The organism is Pseudomonas reactans, assembly GCF_013385825.1.
GTDB classification, from domain to species: domain Bacteria; phylum Pseudomonadota; class Gammaproteobacteria; order Pseudomonadales; family Pseudomonadaceae; genus Aquipseudomonas; species Aquipseudomonas reactans.
Genome location: NZ_JACAPG010000026.1, coordinates 1 through 23,088 on the forward strand (window position 1 = coordinate 1; position 23,088 = coordinate 23,088).

The window sequence follows — 23,088 nt, forward strand, 5'->3', positions numbered from 1 at the left end:
GGCCCACGGATTCAAGCCGGAGTGAGGGCACACCGAGCCTAGGCGAGGTGCCGAGTGTTGGGGCAAGAGCGTTTTGGTTACTTTTGCGCTTTTCAAAAGTGACCCGCTGTAAGAGCGGAACCAATAGTGGCCATCACTCAAATAACGGATATGTACTCAATCAAAACCCCACCCCCTGCAACGGCAACTCATAAGACTTCTTAACCGTCCGAACCACCAACGTAGAAGAATAAGTCCGAATCGGAATATCCCGATAAGTCTCCAAAAACCGATAGATATACTCAGTATATTCAGCAGCATCCCGAAACTTCGCCACCATCACAAAATCAAACTCCCCCGTCATCAAGTAGCAGTCCTGAATCTCCGGATGCCCAGCGAGTATGTGCTGCATCCTGCGATCAATATCATTGCTATCCCTATCCAATTTAATCAGAAAAAACGCCGTCACCTGAATCCCCAGCTTGCGCTCATCCAAGACCGCCACTTTCGCCTTGATAATCCCCGCGCTCTCCATGCGGCGAATCCGCCGGTAACAACTGGTGGACGACAGCCCCACACTGTCACTCAACAACTCCAGGCTCTGGTCGCAATCCTTTTGCAACTTGCCCAGGATTTTCAAATCCATGGCGTCTGTCATCGGTTCCAAATCGTCCTTGAAAATTGCAATGAATCCGTCGCAATGACGGGCCAATTTGCACAAATCCTGCGCAGTGGCTAGTTAACATCGATTCAGCTTAGCAGCCCGGCCAACACCTGGCCTTACGGCGGCATGAGAGGGATCTTATGATAGTCGCGAAACCGACATGGACCGCTGATATCCAAGGACTTTTCAGCGCACCCTACTGGATACCCGTCAGCCAGCGCGCCGCCGTAGCGGCCACCTGGATCGGCTGCATGAATGCCTACGACGTGTTCCTGGAAGACCCGGCGTCAGTCAAGACCTGGTCGGAGACCATCTACCAGCACCTCGCCTCGCGCAACATGCCGCTGACCACCGACCAGCAGCAATTCTGGCCAATCGATGCCCTGGAAACTTTCCGGCTGTGGGTCAACCAGGGCTGGCGCTTGAACAGCATCTCGCCGTTTGATGTGGCCGAGCGCATCCCGCCACCGGCGCTGCCGCACCCGGTCAAACGCGTGCGCCAGGACATCCGCTCGCTGAGCGCCGATGAACTGAACCTGTACCGCGCCAAACTGGATGACGTGATGCACATCGGCGACCCCGACAGCGGCTCGCCCTGGCAGCGTTACGCGTACATTCACACAAACTGGTGCCTGCATTACCAGGAAGCCTTCGCCCTGTGGCATCGCGCCTATCTGCTGTACCTGGAAGCGTTGATCGACTGCGCGATTCCTTACTGGGACTGGATGGCCGTGGACGCCAGCATCGACGGCAGCCCTCAGGCCGGCCTGCCCCAGGCTTTCCTCGATGAAACCTATGTGCACCCGCACACCGGTGAAGTACGACGTAACCCGCTGCGGTATGCGGCGGCCAAGGACGGCTGTTCCAAGGTGTGCGCCACGGCGCCGGTCGGGGACGTGGATTGCCTGTATGTGCAGCGCAACCCGCTGTTCTATACCCAGGGCGAGGCCTTTCGTTTCGAGCGCACCCAACTGTATGGCATGAGCCGGATCTTTCAGCAGCAGGTGGTCGATGCGCTGGCGTTCACCACGTTCAGCCAGCCGCAAGGCGTGCCGGGCTTCCCCTGGGCCAACATCACCAGCTTCGATCCGCCGCAACCGAATGACCTGTATCCCAACCGCGCGCTGAATTTCGATGGGCTTTACGAGCAGCCCCACGACAACTATCACGGCTGGATCGGCGGTGACATGGCCGATAACGCCTACACCGCGTTCGACCCGGTGTTCTGCTCGTATCACGCCAATATCGACCGCATGCTGGAGGTCTGGATCCGCGCCAACCCGGCGGCGCAGTACACCACCCAGTGCCTGTTGCAGCCGTTCGCTGGCCATCAGGCCGACGAAGTGACCTTCACCAGCGCCGACACCTGGCGCTACACCACCCTCGGCGATATGGCCCAGGACAGCCGGCATATCGGCTACGACTACGGCACCCCGGTGGCCCCGCAGTTTGGCGCAGCGAAAGCTGCGTGCTGCCATCAGAAACCGACTGCCATCACCGGCCCCTGGGTGGTGTTCGACCATGTGCGCTGCACCCACGACACCTACCTGATCGACGTCTTCCTCAATCAACCCGACGCCACGGCGCAACATGCGAATGCCGACAACCCGCACTACATCGGGCGCTTCAGCCGCATCGGCATGGGCCTGGTGGACGACAAAGGCCGCTGCATCACCCAGGGCGTTTCCCGCGCACTGAATGCAGCGCGCAACGTCAAGGCGCTGAACCTCAAACCGACCGATACAGCGCAGTTATCGCTGATCGTGACCCATCCCGATACTGGCCAGGTGTTGACGCCCGATGCGTACGCGCCCCTGCCTGGCTTTATCGCCCAACTGGTGTGGGACGACCCACGCCAAACCTCTGCCGGCCCCGCTCCGGACGCCGGTTGCTGCTCCACCAACACCAATGCTGGAGAACCAACATGAGCACGCCCTTCACCCAATTCACCTCCCCTGCCGAACAAGCCCCCAAGGACTACAACAAGCTAGGCCTGGAGAACGAGCTGTCCACCTTCGAAACGAACTGGAACAACAACGTCACCGGCTGGACCCAGATGTCGGTGATCGGCAACCCCTGGTCCAACCTCAACGACGCACCCCGCTCGGGCTACTACAACCCGATCGAAAGCGGCTACGGCACGCAGACGCCAGTGACCATCACCTGGCAGCCCTTCCCCAACCGGCTGTGGACGTTTTTCTACAACAACGGCGCCGCCGTGGTCCCGCAATTGGGCGGCAAGGCCATGACCCTGGACCAGGTGATGCAGTTGACCGACCACGGCCAGATCACCCTCAACAACACTCTGTACTCGCTGTATCCGGACCCGAAGGCGACCCAACTGCAGATCCCCAGCGTGCTGTGCAAGTCCATCAACTGGCACGGCCCCTACGCCGACTTTTCACCCTCGGGCCCACGCGGCTGGCTGGATGAATATTGCGAGTGGTCGATCACCCGCGACCCCAACGGCAACATGCGCAGCATCATGTTCACCAGCGAGAACCCGGCTTACTTCCTGACCATGTGGAACATCGACCCGCAGGCCGTGCTGGGGCTGTACAAAGCCTATGTCGACCCACAGGTGAAGATCGAAGACTTGTACCTGCGCTACACCGCCAACGGCCCGACCGGCAACGCCGGCGACCCGGTGCTCGACCCCACCACCGGCCAGCCCGCCTACGACACCGTGAACAAATGGAACAGCGGCACCGTGCGCATTCCGGGTGTGTCGGGCGGCGCGATGCACCTGACCTCGGGCCCCAACACCCTGAGTGCCGAGATCTACCTGGCGGCGGCGGCCACCATCCTGCGGCCGATCAAAAGCAGCGGCAACCAACAGAACCTGATCTGCTGCGCCCAATACGGGCAGAACTACCGTAACTCCGATCCGCATATCGGTTTCTCCGCCAACCAGGAAGCCGTCAAAGCCCTGATTTCCTTGACCAACCCCATCGGTCTGTACCTGCAACAACCCAAGTCCTTCAGCACCTGGAAAGGCCCGCAAGGCCAGGACGTGAGCAGCTACTGGCGCATCACCCGTGGCACCGCCGGCACCGGCCCGAACAACTCCGACCAGATTCTGCAGGCGGTGTTCGAGGTGCCGGCCAGCGCGGGATTCTCGATCAACGACATCACCATCGGTGGCACGCCGATCGACTACGTGTGGGTGATCGCCAACGAGCTGAATGTGGCCCTGAGCGTGACCCCGGCGCCACTCACCGCCACGCCCCAGGAATGCGACTGCGTGGCAGCCAACACTACCGATGCACAACCCTGGCCGGTGCAGTTACTGCCGATTGACCTGTTCTACGGCCAGTCCCCCAGCGACTTGCCGGCCAGTTTTGCGCCCGGCAGCTCGGGCCAGTTCGTGCTGGTGGTGCAAGGCGCCGACCCGAAGACCACGGCGGCGGATGCGCGGGTGCAGTTTTCCAACCCTGGGATCACGGCTCAGGTCACGAAATTCCTGCCGGATGCCTCGGCGATTCCAGGGCAGACCGACAGCGGCGGCACCCAGGGCTACATCATGACCGTCACCGTCAGCAGCAATGCGGCGCCGGGGCTGGTCAGCGTGCGCGCGCTGAACCCCAGCGAAGCCGCCAACCCCAGCGCCATCCAGCACCCATGGGAAAGCGGCCTGGCGCTGGTGCCTGTCGCCTGAGTACCGCCCGGCCGCCCATGCCTGGCGTGGGCGGCCGCCTCCTGAATCTTGAGCAAGGAATGCGACCATGAACGGATGGCTTCGCCCGCTGCGCCGGGCACGCTTGAGTGTGTTGTGCTGGGTCACCTGCGCCCTACTTCCCCTGCTGGGCACCACGCCGGCCAATGCAGCCTCGGACGCCCAGAGCTGCGTCAGCCAACTGGTGTTCGATCCCACCAGCGGCGGCTTCCTGCCGGTGAACAATTTCGGCACCGAGCAGGACTTTCTCAACTGTTTCGGCTGGCAGTTGTTCATCGCCATGAACTGGCCGGTCAACCCCGGCTGGCCAGCCAACCCGAGCCTGGCCGGTGAGCCGGACACGCAAAGCACCGCGGCCCAGTTCGGCGTGCCGCCAACGCCCGGCCAGCCCATGAGCAACGCCCCGGTGTGGGCCAGCTACAAAGACGCCAGCGATATCTTCCTGCCCGGCGCGCCCAAGCCCTCCGGTTGGGGCGTGGAAACCCTGGTGCCGTCCAATTGCACCGCCACCGGCAACCTCAAGGCATTTTCCACGGGCGCGCGTAAATTCATCACGGCCACCTCGGAAAGCGCGATCAACCGCAAGCACCGCTTCCACCTGTCCAGCGGCACCCAGGTGACGCTGCCGGACTCGATCATGGAAGCCTCCGGTGGCTGGCTCACGGACCAGTCGGGCAACCTGGTGTTTTTCGAGCGCAAAGTCGGCAAGGCCGAGTTTGATTACATCGTCGATAACGGGCTGTACGACGCTGCCAACCAACTGATCGTGGCGCAGAACAGCGACAACCGGCACCCGGCCGGCCTGTCATTGCCCGCAGGCAAACTGGTACGCGAGCTGCCGGCCCAGGCGCTGCCCCAGGAAGAACTCGGCGCCCTGGAACTCAAGGCAGCCTGGCGCGTGCTCACCAACAAACCCGAGCTGTACGGGCGTTACCTGACCACCGTCGCCTGGCTGCAGCGCCCCGACACGCTGCAATGTACCCAGGAAGTGGTGGGTCTGGTGGGCCTGCACATCATCAACAAGACCCAGACCCAGCCGAACTTCATCTGGACCACCTTCGAGCAGGTCGACAACGTGCCCGACGGCGGCGCTACCCCGCCCGACGGCTATAGTTTCAACAACCCGGCTTGCACCGGTGACGCCTGCACGCCCAACATCGCACGGGTACAGTGCGATACCACTCACACGCCGCCCAACTGCACGCCTCTTGATCAGCCAGTGCAGGCCACGCGACTCAATGCCACGCCCCAGGACCTGCAGGTGTTGAACACGGCGGTGCAGCAGACTTTCGCCCAGAAAACCCAGGGCCAATCGGTGTTCCAGTACTACAAACTGGTGAACGTGCTGTGGTCCAAGACGCCCAACGCGCCCAACGATCCCGGCCCCGGGCCGAATGTGAAGGTGCCGCTGTCCTATGGGCCGTTTGTCAGCGACCAGAGTGTCGTCGTCGCCAACACCACCATGGAAACCTACGTGCAGACAGATAACTGCAACGACTGCCATCAGTACGCGGCGATTGCCGGCGGGTCCAAACTGGCGTCGGATTTCTCCTTTCTGTTTGGCAATGCCGACTCGGCGAAGAACACGCGCCTGATCAAACGCATCGAGGCGTTCAAGACCCTCAAGGACAACCCGTAGCCGAGGCAAAAAAAAGGGGCGATCAGTGATCGCCCCGAACAGTACAACGAGAGGTCCTTTCCAAAGTCTTACAGGCTGATCTGCTTGCGCTCCTCATCCGTCAGCCGCGCCCGCGCCTGTTCACTCAGCGGCCCCGCGCCCAGTACCTGCACCGGGCTGTCGGGGTTGTAGCCGGAGGTTTTCTGCGCCGGTACAGGTTCCTGTGGCAATGGCTCGCTGCCTTGGCTCAATACCTCCACGGTCATGATTGACGGCCGGCCCTGCCTGGCCGCTGCCTGCTGGCTGCGCGCCGCGTCTTCCGCCGCTTGGGACGCCGCCGCCCCCGCTGCGCTGGCCGAACTCATGGCACTGGTGTTGACCGCGGCTGTCACCGGCACCCCGGACGACTTGCCCTGGGTCTGGATGTTGGCTGCGTTGACCACACGCAAGGCGGCAATGTTGACGTTGCCGGAGACCCGAATGCCGGCCTCGCCCGCGTCGATGGTGCCCGCTGGCGCCAACAGGTCGATGTCGCCGGCCGGTACTTCGGCAATCGGGGCCAGCGTGGCGATACCGGCGCCGGCGCTCGGTACGTTGGGCGACAAGGTCACATTGCCCCAGGTGTCGTACACCCGCTTGGGCGGGGTGTAGAGCACGGTGGTTTTCGAGCCGCGGCCGGCGTTGATGTCGCCGGCGTTGGACCAGGCGAGAATTGCCCCGCCAAAGGTGGTCATGATCCGACTCTGGCCCAGCAGGATACTGCCCTGGGCGTACAGCTGAATATCCCCGGCACCTTGGGTCAGCACACCAGCGGTGGTCGGCGGTGCGGTGCCCTCGATACCGAAGACCTGTTGCCCGCCCGGGCTGAGCATCTGGATATCGCCGCCGAACCGGGTCTGCACGCCGGCGCCACCATACAGGGTGATATCGCCGTCATACGCGATCGGGTTGCCCGCCACGTCTTTACTCGGCAACAACCCATCGATGGCCGCGCGGCTGCGCGCAAAGCTGCCTGAGCGTGGGCCTGCTTCCCGGTTGAATTCACGTCCGCCCTCACGCACTTCGGCAAAATAGACCGAGCGGGCGAAGATTCGTTGTTGCTCAGGGCCCAGGCCCGCGAAATACGTACTGCCCTGGTTGGCGTCACCGCTGAAGGCATAACGTTCCTTGAGCCATTGCAGCAGTTCAGCCTCGTAGGTTTTTGCCACCTTGCCAGCCTGCCACGCCAAGGGCACACCGTCGACGGCCAGATTGCCACGGTCCAGGTACGGGGTGACGAACTTCAAGTAATCCAGGCCATTGGCGCCTACACCGGCTTCCAGCACGATAGACGCACCGGAGCGGGAATCTCCGACGGCCACCGGCCCCAGGCTGGCGATGGAGGCTTTATCTTCCATCAACAGATTGCGCCCGGCACTGACTTCCAAGGTGCCGGGGCCTGCGACATTGAAGCTGCTGTACACAATGTCGCGCCCGGCAGACACCACCGAGACATCGTCAAGACGGTTATGCACAAACAGATTGCCGCGGCTGTCTCCCGAGTAATCACCGTTGTTGCCCAGCACTGCAGGGAACACCGTGGACGTGCCCAGATACGTGCCTGACCCGACAATGTCGCGCCCCGCCCGCATCCATACCGGGCCTGCCGACTCATAGCGCACTTGCCCCGCCCGTGTGCCGTTGAACGTGATGATTTCGCCACTGCGCAACCCAACGATATCGCCCTGCCGGGCATAAAACCTAGCCGGTTGTGCCTGGGTATCCGGGCGCACAAAATCAGTAGGGCTGCGCAGCGCGAAGAAGGTGAAGTCATCACGCATCGCATCACTGCCCAGGTTGTCCACGACGTTGCTGAACCCGTTTCTGCCGACAAACGCTGGCGCAAACGGCGTCGGTATCGACGTCAGGCTGTCACCCGACTGGTTGACGGCGTAGCCACTGGCGTAGATCGAATCGCCGGCCAACATCGCCAGCCGCCCCTTGTTCGACGGCGCCAGCAACAGCGAGTAAGCGGGGTTGTTGGGCTGCGGGCCGCTGCCCAGCGCGGACGCACCCAGGTAGATACTGCCATTGGCCGCCACCACGCCGAGCTTGGAAGGGAAGATGAAACGCCCATCCGATCGGGAGTAGTTCTGTCCTTGCAGTGGATCGACACTGCCACCGGGGCTGAGCGACACACTCTGCACACTGGGTGTCACACTGCCGCCCGCCGAGAATAAGTCGATGGCAGTGCGCTCGGTCCATAACGAAAACCAGGTGGTCCCATTGCCATAGTCCTGGCCGTTGTAATTGAACGCTTGGGCATGTTCGGTGGAAACCCGCCCTGGGTCGCCGGCCCCCGCCAACACCAGGTCACCTCGGGTCGACAGGCTGGCGGTGGCATCTCCCAGCATCAGCGTGATTCCGCCGGTGGCTGTACCCAGGCTCGCGGTGTAGGGCGAGTAGGCCCGGCTGTCCATCACATCCTGATCGCCACGCATACCTCCATAGTTCAAGGCGATTCCGCCCAGGCTACCGGCCTGCAGATTCAGGGCACCGCGCAGGTTGGTAAAGACACCGTTGAGGCTGAGGGTTTCTGCCTTGAAGTCGGCTGACCGCGCATCGGCAGCGTTCGGTCGGGTCGCACGTGCGTCCAGCCCTGGGTTCAAGTCCCCGCCCATGCGCACATTCAGGTCACCGCCGCCGGTGAGCAGCAATTGGCCGTCAACCAACCGCCCGGAGCTACCGACCGCCAACACCAGCCCTTCGCTGCGGGGTGCCCTGCCACCATCGGCAGAGCCACGGCGAACCTGCATGCCGGCGTCGCTGCCCAGGTCCAGGGTCAGATTGCCGCCACCCAGGGTGCCGATACCGGTGAACCCGACCAGCCTCGGCAGCAGGTCGATCTGTTTGGCGTCTTCAAATTGAAGGTTGGCTTTGCCATTGCCTTGGATATAGGTACCAAAGTTGATCCACCAACTGGTCGGCGCAGGCGTCACGCCAGGGGTGTTGCCCGTGCCTTGACGCCACAGCCAGTTACCCAGGTTGCCACTGTTGAGTTGGGTGCGACCGTCATTGACCATTGCCACACCCTGGTTTGGCGTCCAGATATCGCCTGTCAGGCTACCGCCTGTGCGCAGCAACAGATTGCCGCCCCCATCGGGGTACCAGGCGGCGTATGGGCTGCTTTCATCGACCAAGGCCTCATACGCCTTGGCTGCGCTGCCCAGCACCGTTCCATCTGCCGAGGTGGCGCGAGCCCGGTCAAAGTCTCCGGCGGCACTGCCTGCACGCGAAGCGCTAGAGGCCCCGGCGGTGTAGATACCATACGGCGATTTCATCGCCACATTGCCTGCAGCGATAAGGTCCAGATCCCCAGTCCCGGTACGCAGTACGCTGAAAGGCTGACTCACCGCCGAGACCAGCTTCACATCCCCCAGCGTGATCTTCTCAGGAATGGCCGGTGTGGGTTCACCCTGGGAAATGCACAAATCAGGGTCGCAGAGGCTCTCGTCCTCGGGTGATACCGGCTTGCCTGGAACAAACCCGAAGAGTTCTCCGAGATCACTCCACACATACTTGACGCGAACACACATCTCCGCCTCGTCGCAGGAAACCCACTCAGATTCCGGCACCGGCGTACCCGCCTCGACGCCAAACAGCTCTGCGGCAAAGTCACTCCAGTACCACGCGCCACCCGGCCGGGCTGGCTGACCAGGCACGATGGTTTTCACGCGGGTTTCATAAATCCCATAGTGCGTATCGGCCAGGGTCAGGTCGCCGGCATAGGCCGGCTGGATGGCTCGCGTGTCGGCAGCCTGGGTATCGGCGCCCGATACCAGACGCAGCGACCACGATTGCGAGCCCTCGGCCAGCATGGGCGCCACGGCCCAGTTCTGGCGCGCCGTTGCGCCGGTCACCGTGCGCAACGGCACCGACACCGCCCCATTGGGCAATTTCACATCGGTGCCATAAGGAATCAACGCGCCGACCTTGAGGGTCAGGTTCCCGGCCAACAACACACCATCGGTTGCAGTGCCCGTCACGGCCCCCCGGCTGGGTAAAGGCACGCCCGCCGGCCAGGTCATGGCGCGCAGGGACGCTGCGCCCGCCAATACGGTACCCGCGTCCAGTTGCGTACCGGCGACCAGCACCACCGGTTGTTGCAACAAGGTGCCGGCGGCATAGAGCAGGTTGCCGGCGCTGTCGCGCACTGCAGCGCTCAACACAGTGTTGGCGGGCAAGGTCAGTGGCGCATCGAGTGTGCCCTGGGTCGGTAACACCGTGCCTTCGGCCAGTGTGGTGGCCTGGATCGGCAGCGCGTAGTTGAGGCGCTTGCCCGTGGGGAACGCACTGCCGTTCGCGAGGACGACGCCAGGGCCAGGCACGATCACATCGGCGCCGAACCCTTGCAGCCCAGGGGTCAACACCCAGCCATTGTCGTCCGGGGTCGGGGGCGGCGGTGCAAACCCATCGTTGATGCTGCCATACACATTGATATTCCCTCCGGCACGCACCACCAGGCTGCCCACCTCGCCCGAACCGTACACCGAAGTCTTCGGCGTATTGGGGTTGACACTGGCGTAACGGAAGCCGGACAGGTCGAGGTCGCCGCTGATCATGAGGTCACGCTGGGTGACGATTTCCACACCGGGCCGCAGGTGGAACGCATCGGCGTAGCGGCTGTTGTTCAAGCCCGCAAGCTTGCCCGTCATCAACCCGGTATTGCTCAAGGCATTGTCGATAAAGGTTTGGGCAAGCGCGTGTTTCTGCTTCAGGTAATCCTGATCAATCACCTGATACGGTAGACCGCTGGCCGAAGGTTCGACGCCCATCGGGGCATCGGTGTAACGGGCCACGGCGTTGACCGCGATGGAACGCGCGCCCAACACGTTGACCTGTCCGCTGGCATCGATGGCCACGTCATTGGCATTGAGCCGTGGCGCATTGAGTTCCAGGGTGCCTCGGGCGACACTGTCGTATAGCCCCGCGGCTGCCGTGCCATGGCGCAGGTCGATGCGCGCACCATCGGCCAAGGTCAGTTGACCGTCGCCGCTGCTGAGTTCCACCATTGCTCGGTTCGGCGCGTCGATGATCTTGCCGTAGCTATCCACCCGCAATGCCGTGCCATGAGCGTCCAGTACTGCGCTGCGGGCAAGGGTCAGGCCCTGTTTGCCTGCCAGCCGAATGCTGCCGACACGCTCGCCACTGGCATCAACGGTGCCTACCACCGTCAGACTGCCGTTATCCACCGAGACATTGACTTGATTGGCCTTGAGTTCATCGCCAATCACCAGGCTGCCCTGCTTGAGCTGGAAGCTGCGCGAACCAAACACCTGCCCCTGGTTCAGGCGTTGGTTCAAGGCGGCGAAATCTCCCACCTGCTGCGCACGGATATCGACGCCACCGGCCAGATACGGCACGCGCGTGCCACCGGCATCGTAATAGCCGCTGCTACCGGCGCGAACCTGCCCTTGCAGGTCGACCTGCCCGGCACCGGCGCCCACAGCCACGGCCTTTAGCAAGCCGCCCTGGTTGAATTGGGCAGACAGGTCAATCAGCGCGCCTGCCGCCTGGTGAATGTTGCCGTGGCGGCTTTCCAGGCTGACATCGCCGCCCCAGCTGTATTGGCTCACATCGTTGATCCGCACGGTGCGCCCACTGAGGTCCAGGCGCGAAGCCGCGCCCAGGGTCAGTGCTTCATCAGCGCTGAGGGTCAGCTTGCCACTGGGCAGCACCACCGAGGTGTCCAAGGCCACGTTGCGCCCGGACAGCAGCAACTCGGCGCCCAGCGCGTCGATGGCCGTCGTATCCACCGCTGCCGCACTGTTGGCCGCAGCCTTGACGGTCACATCGCCCCCGGCGGTGATCCGGTTGACCGAACCGGCTTCGCCGGTCAGCAAAGGCGTCGTGATGTTCAGGTTGCCACCGCTGTAGGCAAAGCCCTTGCCAGCTTCATAGGCACCCTGGGCCTGATGCACGGTCAAGCTGCCTTTGTGGTTGGCAGTCATGCGTTCACTGGCGTTAAGGTTGACGTTGGCAAAGCCCAGGGTCATCCGGCCATTGGTGGCCAGGCTGTCGGGCTGGGCGTTGCGGCCATAGCCGAATTCGATGCGCCGCGCCTGCAGTTCCAACGTGCCGCTGCCGGTGCCTGCGCCATTCTTGATCACCGCCGGCGGCGCACTGATGTCGCCGCCCCATACCAAGGTGCCGGTCTGGATCAGCGCCACATCGTTCGCGGCGCCATACCCATAGATCGCGGGTGTGGTCAGCAACAGTTCATCGAGCAGCGACTGACCCGAGCTGTCGAGGGTGCTCAGGCGGGCGCTGCCATAAAAATTCAGCGATTGCCCGGCAGTCAGCGCCAGGCTTTTCAAGGCCGGCGCGCCATAGGCGGTATCACCACGCAGCAGCCGGTCCAGCACCTGCTGATTCAGCGTCAGACCTGACGGCAACGCGCCCCGCGCGGCGGCCTCGGCCAACGCCTCGGTGCTACCCACGTTGATCCCGCCCACTGCCAGGGCCAAATGGCGAGTGCCGTAGCGCACGCTGTCGCCCAAGGCAAACTGGTTGGTGGTGGCGAAGGCAATCGAGCCCTCGGAATAGAGTGAGGTGTCACCGCTGCAGGCGCCTGGGTTGCATTGGCCGATCAAGATGCTGCCCGGGCCGATACCATTGGCGCCGCTGACCGGCGCCAACATCTGCAGGCGTCCATTGGAAACGGCCAATACGCTGCGGTTGCCCGGTCGATAGATAAAACCATCGTCAGAATCATAGGCGGCCTTGCCGCGCCCCAGGGTATTGATCGATGCACCCTGCTCGATTTCGAGGGCTCCCGATGACCTGCCCGACACCAGGAACACTTCCGGCGCGGCGAGCGTTGCGCCCTGACGCAAAACGACTGAATTAGCAGTGGTTGCCGCCAGGTCGGACCTGACAAAGTTGCCACCCTGGCCATACACCACCGTCATTTCTCCGCCCACCACCAGCCGGGCAGCCCCCAAGGCATTCAAGTCACTGGCGCGCACCGACACCATCGACGCCGCGGTACTGGCCTTGGCAGTATCGGAAAGCACTTCCATATCGCCACCCGAAATCACTGCAACCGTGGCACCAAATCCGCCTTGCGAGGCGTTGAACCGCCCCACACCGTCAAAGCTGAACCCCAGGTCTTGTTGACCAGCGACCAGGCGCAACTTCAGGGTTTTGGCGTCCGCTTCAAGCGCCGCGCGCGGCACACCCAGCCGTAATGCATCCGCACGAACAAAGTCCGCGTAAGGGGTTTCGTTGTACTGGGAATAACGGCGCAGCACCGCAGCCGGAGTGACAATCACCTGGCTCGATAAACTGTCACGGATCCCGGTTCCGGCAATCGACAGGAAGCCTTCGGTTGACCAGGAGCCGTTGTTCATGACCGAAGCGCCGCGCATCGCGCCGTTGGCGAAGGGTGCTGCCAAGCCGTTGATCTCTACCCGAAACGCCCCCGGCAACAAGGCGTACGTCGACGGCAGCAAAGTGTAGGTACCCGCTGGCAGCCCGGGAACACCGGCACCGATACTGATTTGTTGCCCTACCAGCGGTTGGGTCGCGCCCGCTTCGCCGCCGCTGGGTGCGACCCCTGGCTGGCCGCCGGGAACAATCGCATAAATCGGGTTCGTGGCCAGCCCCGGCAAACTGAAGCGCCCGTCCGCGCCTATTTGCACCAAGGGGTTGTAGCGCGCATCGGTGGAACCGCCGCGCCCGGAAACAAAAGCTGCGCCAAGCAATTCGCCGCCGCCGGAGAGGTCCAGCACCGCCTCCTGCTGCACCTTCAACGCGCGGCCCGTCAGTTGCACGCCCACCGCCACATTACCGGTGCTGCGGGTGCCGCCGACACCCAGCAACTCGACCTGCTTGCCGTCGTACTGCCAGGTCACGCCATCGACTGTTCCGCCATACGGCAGCACCAGGCCACCGGCGCTGACGGACGTCAGGCTACCTGGCAACAGATTGATCAATTTGGTCGAACGCGTGATGCCGCCGTCCACGCCCAAGGTCAGATTGCCCATGGGCGCACGCAGGACACCGCCCTGCTCGATGGTCGAGGCGCCTAACAATAAACTGCCAAATACCGAATAAGGTTGGGCCGGGATCGCACTGCCGACCCGGCCGATGCGCAACGTACGCGTCGGGTCAAAGTCGCCCCCTGTGTAACCGGCCGTGACCTCTGCAACGGCACCGGTAGCCGGGTAAATCTGCGCTGCCGTAAGGTTCAGGTCGGCTGAGGTGATCAAGGCGGTTTTGGTCTTGTCGGAACTGCTGGCCAAAAAGCGCATGTCCCCCTGGCTGATCAGATGGGCCTGATCGAAGGCACGCCGGTCAATGGCGTCGGCCAAGGCTTTGGAGCGCTCGGCATGGGCGCCAAAGTTGACGCTGTCGCGCACGTCCAACACGTTGGCCGCTGCAACCCTCAACAGGCCCGCCGCCGCTTGTGTGGAAACGCCGCCCTGGACCGTCGGGCGAACGAGGTTGTCGGTCCCCAGGCTGTTGTTGCCCACCCCGGCCAGTCGCACATAGGGCGCTGCCAGTAGCACTTCGGATTGCCGCGCCGCACGATCCGTCAACGCCATCGCCCCGGCATACAGGCTCAGGCTTTGCCCCAGACGCAGGGATACGTCACCGTCAAAGCTGATCAAGCCATTGCTCAGCAACGCCAGGTTGTCAAAGCCGCCGGCGTTGACTTGGCTGACACTCAGCCGGCCGTGGCCGTAGGTCAAGCTGCCCGCGACCGATTCAGGGGTGCTGCCGTTCGGCAACGGCGTGCCCGACTCGGCGGTACTGACGATCAATTCACGCGCCTGGCGCACTCGGGTAGCCGCCGAATCAGCGTACAACGGCGCTTCCAGGGCAATGTTCAGGCTACCGCCGGCGGCACCCGCCCCCCCGCTGTTGGCCCTGAGCAAGCCGTCCAGATAGAGGCCATTGTTGGACGCCAGGGAAAGGCTGCCACCTCGGCTGGCGATCACGCTCGGGCCCAGCCCGGACACATCCAGCACGGCCTGGGTGCCGGAAGCGTCCAGGCGCGCGCCTTCGCGCACCACCACAAACAAGTTGGCGGCGCTGGCGATGCCGGTGGCGGGATCGATCACCCCGCCCACCACGATAGTGCCGCCCTGGCCCACTACACCGTAGCGCCGACCCAGGCTGTCAACCGCCGTCACTGCGCGCGCAGCCACATCCAGCACGGCGTGCTCGCCGATCCAGATGGAGCGGTCGTGACCTTTGGCTTCAACCGCGTCGGCCACCGCAGGTTGTACGCTGACGCCACCCAAGGTGATGTTACCGCCCCAGGCATTCAATGCGCCGTCCACGGTCAGTTGGCCAATGCTGCGCACACCGATGGACTGGCCCGGATCCACATTGATCACGGCGCCCTGGCCGATGCGCGCCTGCACGGTCGCCATCTGCGCCGCAGTGGACAATACAGTGCCCGCTTGCAGGTTCAGGCTCGCGCCTTTGCGCACGGTCAACTGACCCTTGGTGGGGTTTTCCTGGTAGAGGGGTGGCGTCCAGATTTGCAGGGCACTGCGCGGGTCTGCGCCACTCACCACGCTTTGTCCACTGTCATTGAGGCGGTACACCGGCACAGTGACGTTGACCTGATGACCGTCAGCCACCAGCAAACCTTCGTTGCCAGTGATGTCATAGGCACCGAAGCCCTTGTTGAAGAACCCGCTGCCCAGCTGCAGCGTCCCGCCTGGCGCAGCAGCCACCGCATCGCTGATCAGTACCTTGCCCGCCTGCAGGCTCAAGCGGCCACCGCCGTTGACCCCATACCCGAGCAATTCGCCGTTGAGGACCAGGTTGCCCCGGCTTTCAGCACTGTTGGCGTTGGCCGCCAGCGTCAGGTCACCGCCCTTGCCGCCGATCAGTTGGTTCCTGGCATCCAGGGCCGCGCCGGAAGACACATCCACGCGGCTGCCAGCCGCCAGCGTCACATCGCCGCTGCTGCGCACGGCCACGCTGCCGCCGTTGAGATAAGGCAAACGGCTGCCGTCCTCCACGTTCAGCACTTGGTTGCTCCACAGGCCGCTGGTGTCCAGGGACACGCCGCCGTTGACGGTCAAGCTGCCGCGACCGCCCAGGGTCACATCGGCCCGGCCGGTCGGGGTAATCTGCGCCAGCACGTTGCCCAGTTGCAGGCTGCCGGCGTGCGCGGTCAGGTTGGCATTGACCTCGACCTTGGGGCCGAACAGGGTGATGTCACCTCCCGCTGCCACCTCCAGCGCACCGTCGACCCGAATCGAGCCAGTGCTGGCGATGTTGATCGATCCCAGTTGTGTCGCGTTCAAAGCGTCGCTGTCCAGATAAAGCGTGGACGCCCGATCAGTTGGCAGCACAGTGCCCAGGTCCAGACCGGCTGCAATGGCATGTGTACGCTGCCCCAGCACAATGTTTTTTACCGTGTTGGCGTCCGCGCCCAGGGCGTACTGCACCTGAGCGCTGTCCTTGACGTAATACGGCACATAGTTGCCGACCACCAGGGCGGCGCCGCGCGCCACGGCTTTGTGCGATTGCAGGTAACCGTCCAGGCCTTTTTGCGCAGCCTGGGTCTGGCGATCACCCTGGAAGGTATCGCCCACCACCTGTCCCTCCAGCACTGCACTGGCGGTACTGACGACCAGGCGCCCCGCATCGCGCCCCACGGTGTAGCCGGCCTCGCTGCGCTCACGGGGTGCAATCAAGGGGTTGTAGTAATACTGGGTTACACCCCAGCGTTGGCTTTGGTCTTCATACCCCTTGTAGAACCCGGTATAGAGCAGATCCCCCGGCGCGCTGGACAGTTCATACAGTCGCCCGCCAGGGCCCTTGAGCCACGTCTGCTTGACCTTGCCAGCCTGTACCTCAAGGGTCCCGCCCGACACATTGATCTGGGAGCCTTGCTGGGTCACCACGTCCTTGCCGCTGAACGTCACCGTGCCACCCTGGGCCATCCATTCACCAACGCCATGGTTGCGTGTGCCCAGGTAACCGCCCACCTCCAGCAGCCCTCCCGCGGTGTACCAGCGGTCAGTGGCATAACCATTGGTGCCGGCCGGTACAAAAATCAGGTCGCGGACATCCACCCACACATCGTTGTTATTGAGGGCCTTGCCATCACGGTTGACCGCCGCATCACGCTGCTCGTTGCCCTGGATATTGACCTTGACGCTGTTGGATTCCATCGCCAACTTGACGCCGATGGCGCCCGCCACATCGATCACCGCTCCGTCGCGCAACAGGGTGCGCTGCGCCGCCTTGACGCCCACTTGGCCACCGGTGGCCAGGGTCAGGGAGCCGCTGCGAAAATCCACCGTGCCGTCGCTGGTGATGTCCACCAGCGACTGGTCGCGGCGGTAGACATCCGCCGGCACAACGTTACCGGCCACGTCGACCGACGGCTTGATCAACCCGGCACGCTGGCTGTCGAGGGCGTTGCTGGTGTCGAGCACAATGGCGCTGAGGCTGCCCTCGCCCAGGGTCACCCCGGCGTTGTTGCCCGTCCCCTTTAAATGCATTGTGCCCCGGGCGTCCACCGAGGAGCTGGCGAGCAACACGCCGTTTTGCAGCACCTGCTGGCCGGTCAGGGTAATGTCACCGGTTGAGGCCTGGATCAACCCGTTGTTGCTGGCCTTGCCACTGCCGGTAACGCTGACTTCGTTGCCACGCGTGGTGGAGGCAATATTCCCGTCGGTGCTGTAGCCCTTCTTGATCACAAAACTGTCACCGCCTGCCAGGAAGGTCTGGCCGCGTGCGGTAGAAATACTCCCGGCGTTCTCCACCTCTTTGCCGAGCAGCAGCACATAACCGCCGCCGGCGGTCGAGGTGGCAGGCACGTGGGTCTGGATCTGTGCACCGCGCTCGACCGTCACATTCCCAGCGGCCTGGGCAAAACTCGGCGCGGTGTTGCTTGAGCTGTACAAGCCCCTGGCAGTGAATTGTTCATCACTGAACCCGGTAGCGGCGGCCACCAAGTTACGCACATTGACCTGACTGCTGCCACTGAACACAACGCCATTGCTGTTGACGATCATCACCGTACCGTCTGCCTTGATCGCCCCCTGGATCTGGCTTGGCGCGGTGCTGTTGTTGACCCTGTTGAGTAGGGCCCAATCACTGTTCTGCTGGAACTGCACCGTGGTGTCGCGGCCCACGTTGAAGGTTTGCCAGTTAAGGATCGCCTTGTCGGCGGTCTGCTTGATCGACACCAGTGTCTTGCCGTTTGCATCGGTCTGCACTGGCCCCTCGGCATTGACGAACAGCGGCTTGCCGTCCGCACCGATCACCACATTCAAGCCATTGCCACCCAGGCCGTTGTGAAGAGTCTGCGGCCCCGCACTTGCACTGGTTCTGGCTGCAGCCTGCGCGGCCTGTTGTGCGGCAATTGCGGCGACACTGGTCGTGAGGTTCTGCAACGAGCGCTGCAACTGTGGGTTGCCCCGTTGCTGCTGGGACAACGGCGGTGGCGTGCCCGGCAGCGTTGCCCCCGGACGCACACCGCCGGCGGCCTGCACCGCACCCTTGGCGGCGAACCAGCCCGAACTGAATGCCTGGGGTTGCGCCGCGTGAGCGCCGCCGGTAAACACCAGCAGCGCAATGACCTGGGCCAGGGGTTTGAGGAGCAACACTTGACCTGCAGTGGCAGGCACCTTGGCGGCGCGGGTAGCAGGCAGCTTCAGTCGGGAACGCATCACTTACAGGTCCTTTTGACGGGGCAGGCGAACGACGGCGCGCAGGCACTGCGCAGCGCGTGTTGTGGTTATTGTTTAAGGCGGTTGCCAGGCGGCGCGACTGAACTGTTGTCACACAATGTTCATGCAGTGCTGTTCAACGGGTGGCGCTGGCAGGAAAACGACAAAACCGGCAATGACACGAAGTCATTGCCGGTTGTGGAACGAACCCTGTGGAACGGGGTTTTACAGCGGACGACCGATGCCGTTGCAGGTGTTGGTATCACCCAGGCGCAAGGCGCTGGTGGTGACGTAGAAGTTGTCGTGGACAGCTTTCTGCCAGGTCGCGGAGAGAGGGATGAACGAGTGGCTGCTGACCGCAGCGTTGTTCAGACCGGTGTAGTGACGGTTCAGGAAAACACGGATACGTGCAGTATCAGTGGTGTCTTTGTAGCACTGGCTGAAGACCAGGTTGGTGTAGCCCACGATAGGGTAGCCCGCAGACGGGTTGGCAAACGTAGGGACCCATTTCAACGGGTCTTTCGCGTCATTGCTGCCCAACGCAGGTGGCGCAACGGTGTCGAGCGTGACCTGAACGTTGACTTCGGTCGGCAGCGCGCCGTTGATCGAAGCAACGGCCGACGCGTCGTTGAACTGTGCGTAGTCCGGGCTGACGTAGCCGATGGCACCGTTGTTGTTCGCATCAGCAACAGCGGCGGCAACAGCCTGACTGCCCACTACACCGATGTAGTTGGTGCCGGCGGGTGGGTTAACGGCTGGGTTGAACCCCACAGCGGTGGCGAAACTATTGCTGGCAACCGGCAACAACGTACCGCTCACTGCCTTGAGGTGGGTGGTCAGAATTTCAGTCGTACCGCTGTTTTCAGTACGGTAGACGACTTTGATAGGCAGGTCCGGGCCAGCAACGCCGTCGAACAGCACCTCATTCCAGTTTTTTGTCACACCCGCAAAGATGTTTGCCAGTTGAACACTGGTGAGTTTGAGTGAGGTCTTGCCGTTGATGTGATAAGGCACCGTCACCGAAGTGGCTGCAGCCGGCACTTGAATCAGCGGACCGTAGGCAGCGCGGCCCTTGACGGCGTCATTGTTGTAAGCCAGAAGCTCTGCACCGCTGACAATCGAGTCGCTGCCGGCGTAGTCAATGTTGATACCGGCAGCCAATTTCAGCTTGGTCGAATCGTTGCCGAAAAATGCTTTCTTGCCGTCGCCGCTGCCGACGCCGATGTAGGCGTTAAAACCTGGAATGGAAGACGCCAGAATACCGGTGCCGGTGGTGGTGCCGTAGAGTTTTTCTGGCAGGGTAGCACCGCCACCGACCACTGCGGCCATGGATTGGGCCGAAGCCAGTGCTGCAACCACCAAAGAGGCCGCGATCATAGTGCGCTTAAACATGAAGAATCTCCTTTCGTCGTGTTTGTACGTTTTGGGGTAGATGGCTCTTGCATGACGCCATGGCTTCGGTCCCGAGCCTGAACTACCTGAGGTAGCTACGGGGGTGGCCAGGGGTAAAACCATGGAAGAGAAAGTCGCAGTTTCCGATGACGGTTATGGGAAAAAACCTCGGGAGGAACGCCTTGATTTCTAAAAAGATTCTCGGGTGTTTTGGTCACGGTTTTGAGCGGTTTCGGCACAGGTGACAGCGAGGTTTCAGCAGGCGCGGCTAGAGGCCGCGCTGGGTGTGAAAATGTGACGTAATAAGGAACCCGAGGTCGGTCGGGTGAGCTAGGTGACCAGTTGATTTATTTCAATGATCGGCAACAGCACCGCCATGACAATCACCAGCACCACCGCGCCCATCACCACGATCATCAGCGGCTCAAGCAACGCGGTCATGCCCATGGCGCGGCGTTCGATATCTCGCGACAGGGTCTGCGCCGCACGCTCCAGCATCGGCGGCAGCGAACCGGTTTTTTCGCCACTGGCAATCAAGTGGATCAGCACCGGCGGGAACACCTTCTCCACCGCCAACGCCGGGGCCAGGTTGACGCCCTCACGCACCTTGGCGGTGGCGTCGTTGACGCACTGGCTCAGGCGATCATTGGACAGGGTCTGCCGCGCCGCTTCCAGGGCGCGCAACAGCGGCACCCCGGCACCGCCGAGAATCGCCAGGGTCGAGGCAAACCGCGCGGTGTTCAGGCCCAGCACAAAACGCCCGATCAGCGGCAGGCGCAACACTCGGCTATGCCAATTCAAGCGCGCCACCGGGTTGCGCAAATACAGGCGCCAACTCCAGAAACCACCGACGATCCCGGCAAAACACAGCCAGCCCCAGGCGCGGATAAAGTCACTGGCATTGAGCATCGCCAACGTCAGCCCCGGCAAATCCTGGCGCGCCTGGGAAAACGCACTGACCACCTGCGGCACCACGTAGCTCAGCAGGAAAATCACAATACCAATGGACACCAGCCCCACCACGCCGGGGTAGATAAACGCAGTGAGGATCTTGCCACGCAGGTTGTTGCGCTCCTCGATGTAGTCGGCCAGGCGCTCCATCACCTGGGCCAGGTCGCCGGACTCCTCCCCCGCCGCGATCAACGCACGGTAGATCGATGGAAAATCCCGAGGCCGCGCCGCCAATGCATCCGCCAGGCGCATGCCCCCACGCACATCCGCACGCACCGCGCTCAAGGTCTGGGCGATATGCTTTTTCTCGGCCTGCTCCACCGTGGCACTCAAGGCCGCCTCCAACGGCAGGCTCGCGCCCAACAGGCTCGCCAGTTGCCGCGTGGCCCAGGCCAGGTCGTTGTCCGACAGCTTGGCGGTGAACAGGCTGCTGCCGGCCGCTGTTTGCTGATTGCCTTCGACCTGTACCAGCAGTGCGGTCAAGCCCCGGCTGCGCAGGTTGGCAAAGGCCGCGCTCTGGCTATCGGCCTCCACATGCCCGGCCTCGACTTTGCCGCTGGCATCGGCGGCCTCATAGCGATAGCGATTCATCAGGCGTCCCGTGTCACACGCAGGATTTCTTCAGGCGCGGTGGCGCCGCTGCGCACCCAGCGCTCGCCGTCTTCACGCATGCTGAACATCCCCGCACGGCGCGCAGCCAGGCGCAGGTCCTGCTCGTTGGCGCCCTGGTGGATCAGGCTGCGCACATCGTCGTCGACGCAAAACAACTCATGGATACCGGTACGCCCGCTGTAGCCGATCTGGTTGCACTGCGCGCAGCCCACCGGACGCCAAGTGCCTGGGGCGGCCGGGTCTTCCTGCTTGCAGTGCGGACACAGGCGGCGCACCAGGCGCTGGGCCAATACACCGAGCAACGACGAGGCCAACAGGAAGGGTTCGACACCCATATCGATCAGCCGGTTAACCGCCGACACTGCATCGTTGGTGTGCAAGGTTGCCAGCACCAGGTGACCGGTGAGCGAGGCCTGCACGGCGATTTGCGCGGTCTCCAGGTCACGGATTTCACCGATCATGATGATGTCCGGGTCCTGGCGCAGGATCGCCCGCAGGGCCAGCCCGAAGGTCATGTCGATCTTGGCGTTGACCTGGATCTGACTGATGCCCGGCAGGTCGTATTCCACCGGGTCTTCCACGGTGAGGATATTGCTGGTGCTCGCGTCCAGCCGTGCCAGGGCGGCGTACAGGCTGGTGGTCTTGCCGCTGCCGGTGGGGCCGGTGACCAGCACGATGCCATGGGGTTGGCGGATCAGCGTGTCCAGGCGTGCCAGCAATTGCGGTTCCATGCCCAGGGTCTCCAACTGCAAGCGCCCGGCTTGTTTGTCCAGCAGGCGCATGACGACGCGTTCGCCATGGCCGGTGGGCACCGTGGACACGCGAATGTCGATGGGCCGGCCGGCTACGCGCAGGGCGATACGACCATCCTGGGGCAGGCGTTTTTCGGCGATATCGAGTTGGGCCATGATTTTGATCCGCGAGACCAGCGCGCCGTGCAACGCCTTGCGGGGTGAGACCACGTCACGCAGGGTGCCGTCGACGCGGTAGCGCACGACGGAATGGGTTTCGTAGGGCTCGATGTGGATGTCGCTGGCTTCGTCGCGGGCGGCTTGGGTGAGTAAGGCGTTGATCATGCGGATCACGGGGGCACCGTCCTGGGTGTCGAGCAGGTCGGTGACTTCGGGCATGTCTTGCATGAGGCGGTCGAGGTCGACTTCGTTTTCGGCGGCGCCCACTACGGCGGCGGCGCTGCCGGTGTCGGCGTAGGCGCTGGTGAGCAGGCCGTCGAGTTCGTCGTCGCGCACTTGTTCGAGGAGGGTTTGGCCGAATTGGCGGTGGACTTCGCTGATGGACCAGCCGGGGGTTGAGGGGCACACGGTTAGCAGGTGGCCTGCTTCGGTGGGGCGCAGGAGGATGCGTTGGGATTTGGCCCAGGCGTACGGCAATAGGCTCATTGGGTTTGCCCTTTGGAGGGGTGTACATATCCGTTGCTGCGGTAACGGCGGCTTATGGTTCCGCTCTTACAGCGGCTCACTTTTGAAAAGCGCAAAAGTAAGCAAAACGC

At 63.0% G+C, this 23,088-nt stretch carries 8 protein-coding genes; 3 read left to right on the forward strand and 5 right to left on the reverse strand.

Features of this window, described 5'->3' with window-relative positions; all coding sequences use genetic code 11:
• Window positions 1–160: 160 nt before the first annotated feature.
• The gene (locus tag HX868_RS29465; protein WP_026000053.1) at window positions 161–625 is read right to left on the reverse strand and encodes an Lrp/AsnC family transcriptional regulator; all 465 of its coding nucleotides are present in this window, start codon (window positions 623–625) and stop codon (window positions 161–163) included.
• A 158-nt stretch (window positions 626–783) separates the two neighbouring features.
• Here HX868_RS29465 and HX868_RS29470 point away from each other — a divergent pair, with 158 nt between their 5' ends.
• The 3 genes from HX868_RS29470 to HX868_RS29480 all read left to right on the forward strand — a co-directional run bounded on the left by HX868_RS29470 (window position 784) and on the right by HX868_RS29480 (window position 5,958).
• Window positions 784–2,571, forward strand: a complete 1,788-nt coding sequence (locus HX868_RS29470; protein WP_177005287.1) for a tyrosinase family protein — start codon at window positions 784–786, stop codon at window positions 2,569–2,571.
• Window positions 2,568–4,301, forward strand: a complete 1,734-nt coding sequence (locus tag HX868_RS29475; protein ID WP_177005288.1) for a hypothetical protein — start codon at window positions 2,568–2,570, stop codon at window positions 4,299–4,301. Before HX868_RS29470 ends, HX868_RS29475 begins: the two co-directional genes overlap by 4 nt.
• Window positions 4,302–4,368: 67 nt before the next feature.
• On the forward strand, window positions 4,369–5,958 hold the full coding sequence (locus tag HX868_RS29480; RefSeq protein WP_177005289.1) for a hypothetical protein: 1,590 nt from the start codon (window positions 4,369–4,371) through the stop codon (window positions 5,956–5,958).
• A gap of 68 nt (window positions 5,959–6,026) precedes the next feature.
• Here the strand turns inward: HX868_RS29480 and HX868_RS29485 are convergent, their stop codons facing one another.
• The 4 genes from HX868_RS29485 to gspE form a co-directional block, all read right to left on the reverse strand.
• Window positions 6,027–18,626 (reverse strand): filamentous haemagglutinin family protein, encoded by a 12,600-nt coding sequence (locus HX868_RS29485; protein ID WP_177005290.1) that lies wholly within the window; start codon window positions 18,624–18,626, stop codon window positions 6,027–6,029.
• Between the two features lie 225 nt (window positions 18,627–18,851).
• The gene (locus tag HX868_RS29490) at window positions 18,852–20,018 is read right to left on the reverse strand and encodes a substrate-binding domain-containing protein (protein ID WP_177005291.1); all 1,167 of its coding nucleotides are present in this window, start codon (window positions 20,016–20,018) and stop codon (window positions 18,852–18,854) included.
• Window positions 20,019–20,348: 330 nt separating this feature from the next.
• Window positions 20,349–21,560: a type II secretion system inner membrane protein GspF gene (gspF, locus tag HX868_RS29495; protein ID WP_177005292.1), complete on the reverse strand. Its 1,212-nt coding sequence runs from the start codon at window positions 21,558–21,560 to the stop codon at window positions 20,349–20,351.
• Window positions 21,560–22,978: a type II secretion system ATPase GspE gene (gene gspE / locus HX868_RS29500; protein WP_177005293.1), complete on the reverse strand. Its 1,419-nt coding sequence runs from the start codon at window positions 22,976–22,978 to the stop codon at window positions 21,560–21,562. The genes gspF and gspE overlap by 1 nt, the downstream gene beginning before the upstream one ends.
• Between the last annotated feature and the right edge of the window lie 110 nt (window positions 22,979–23,088).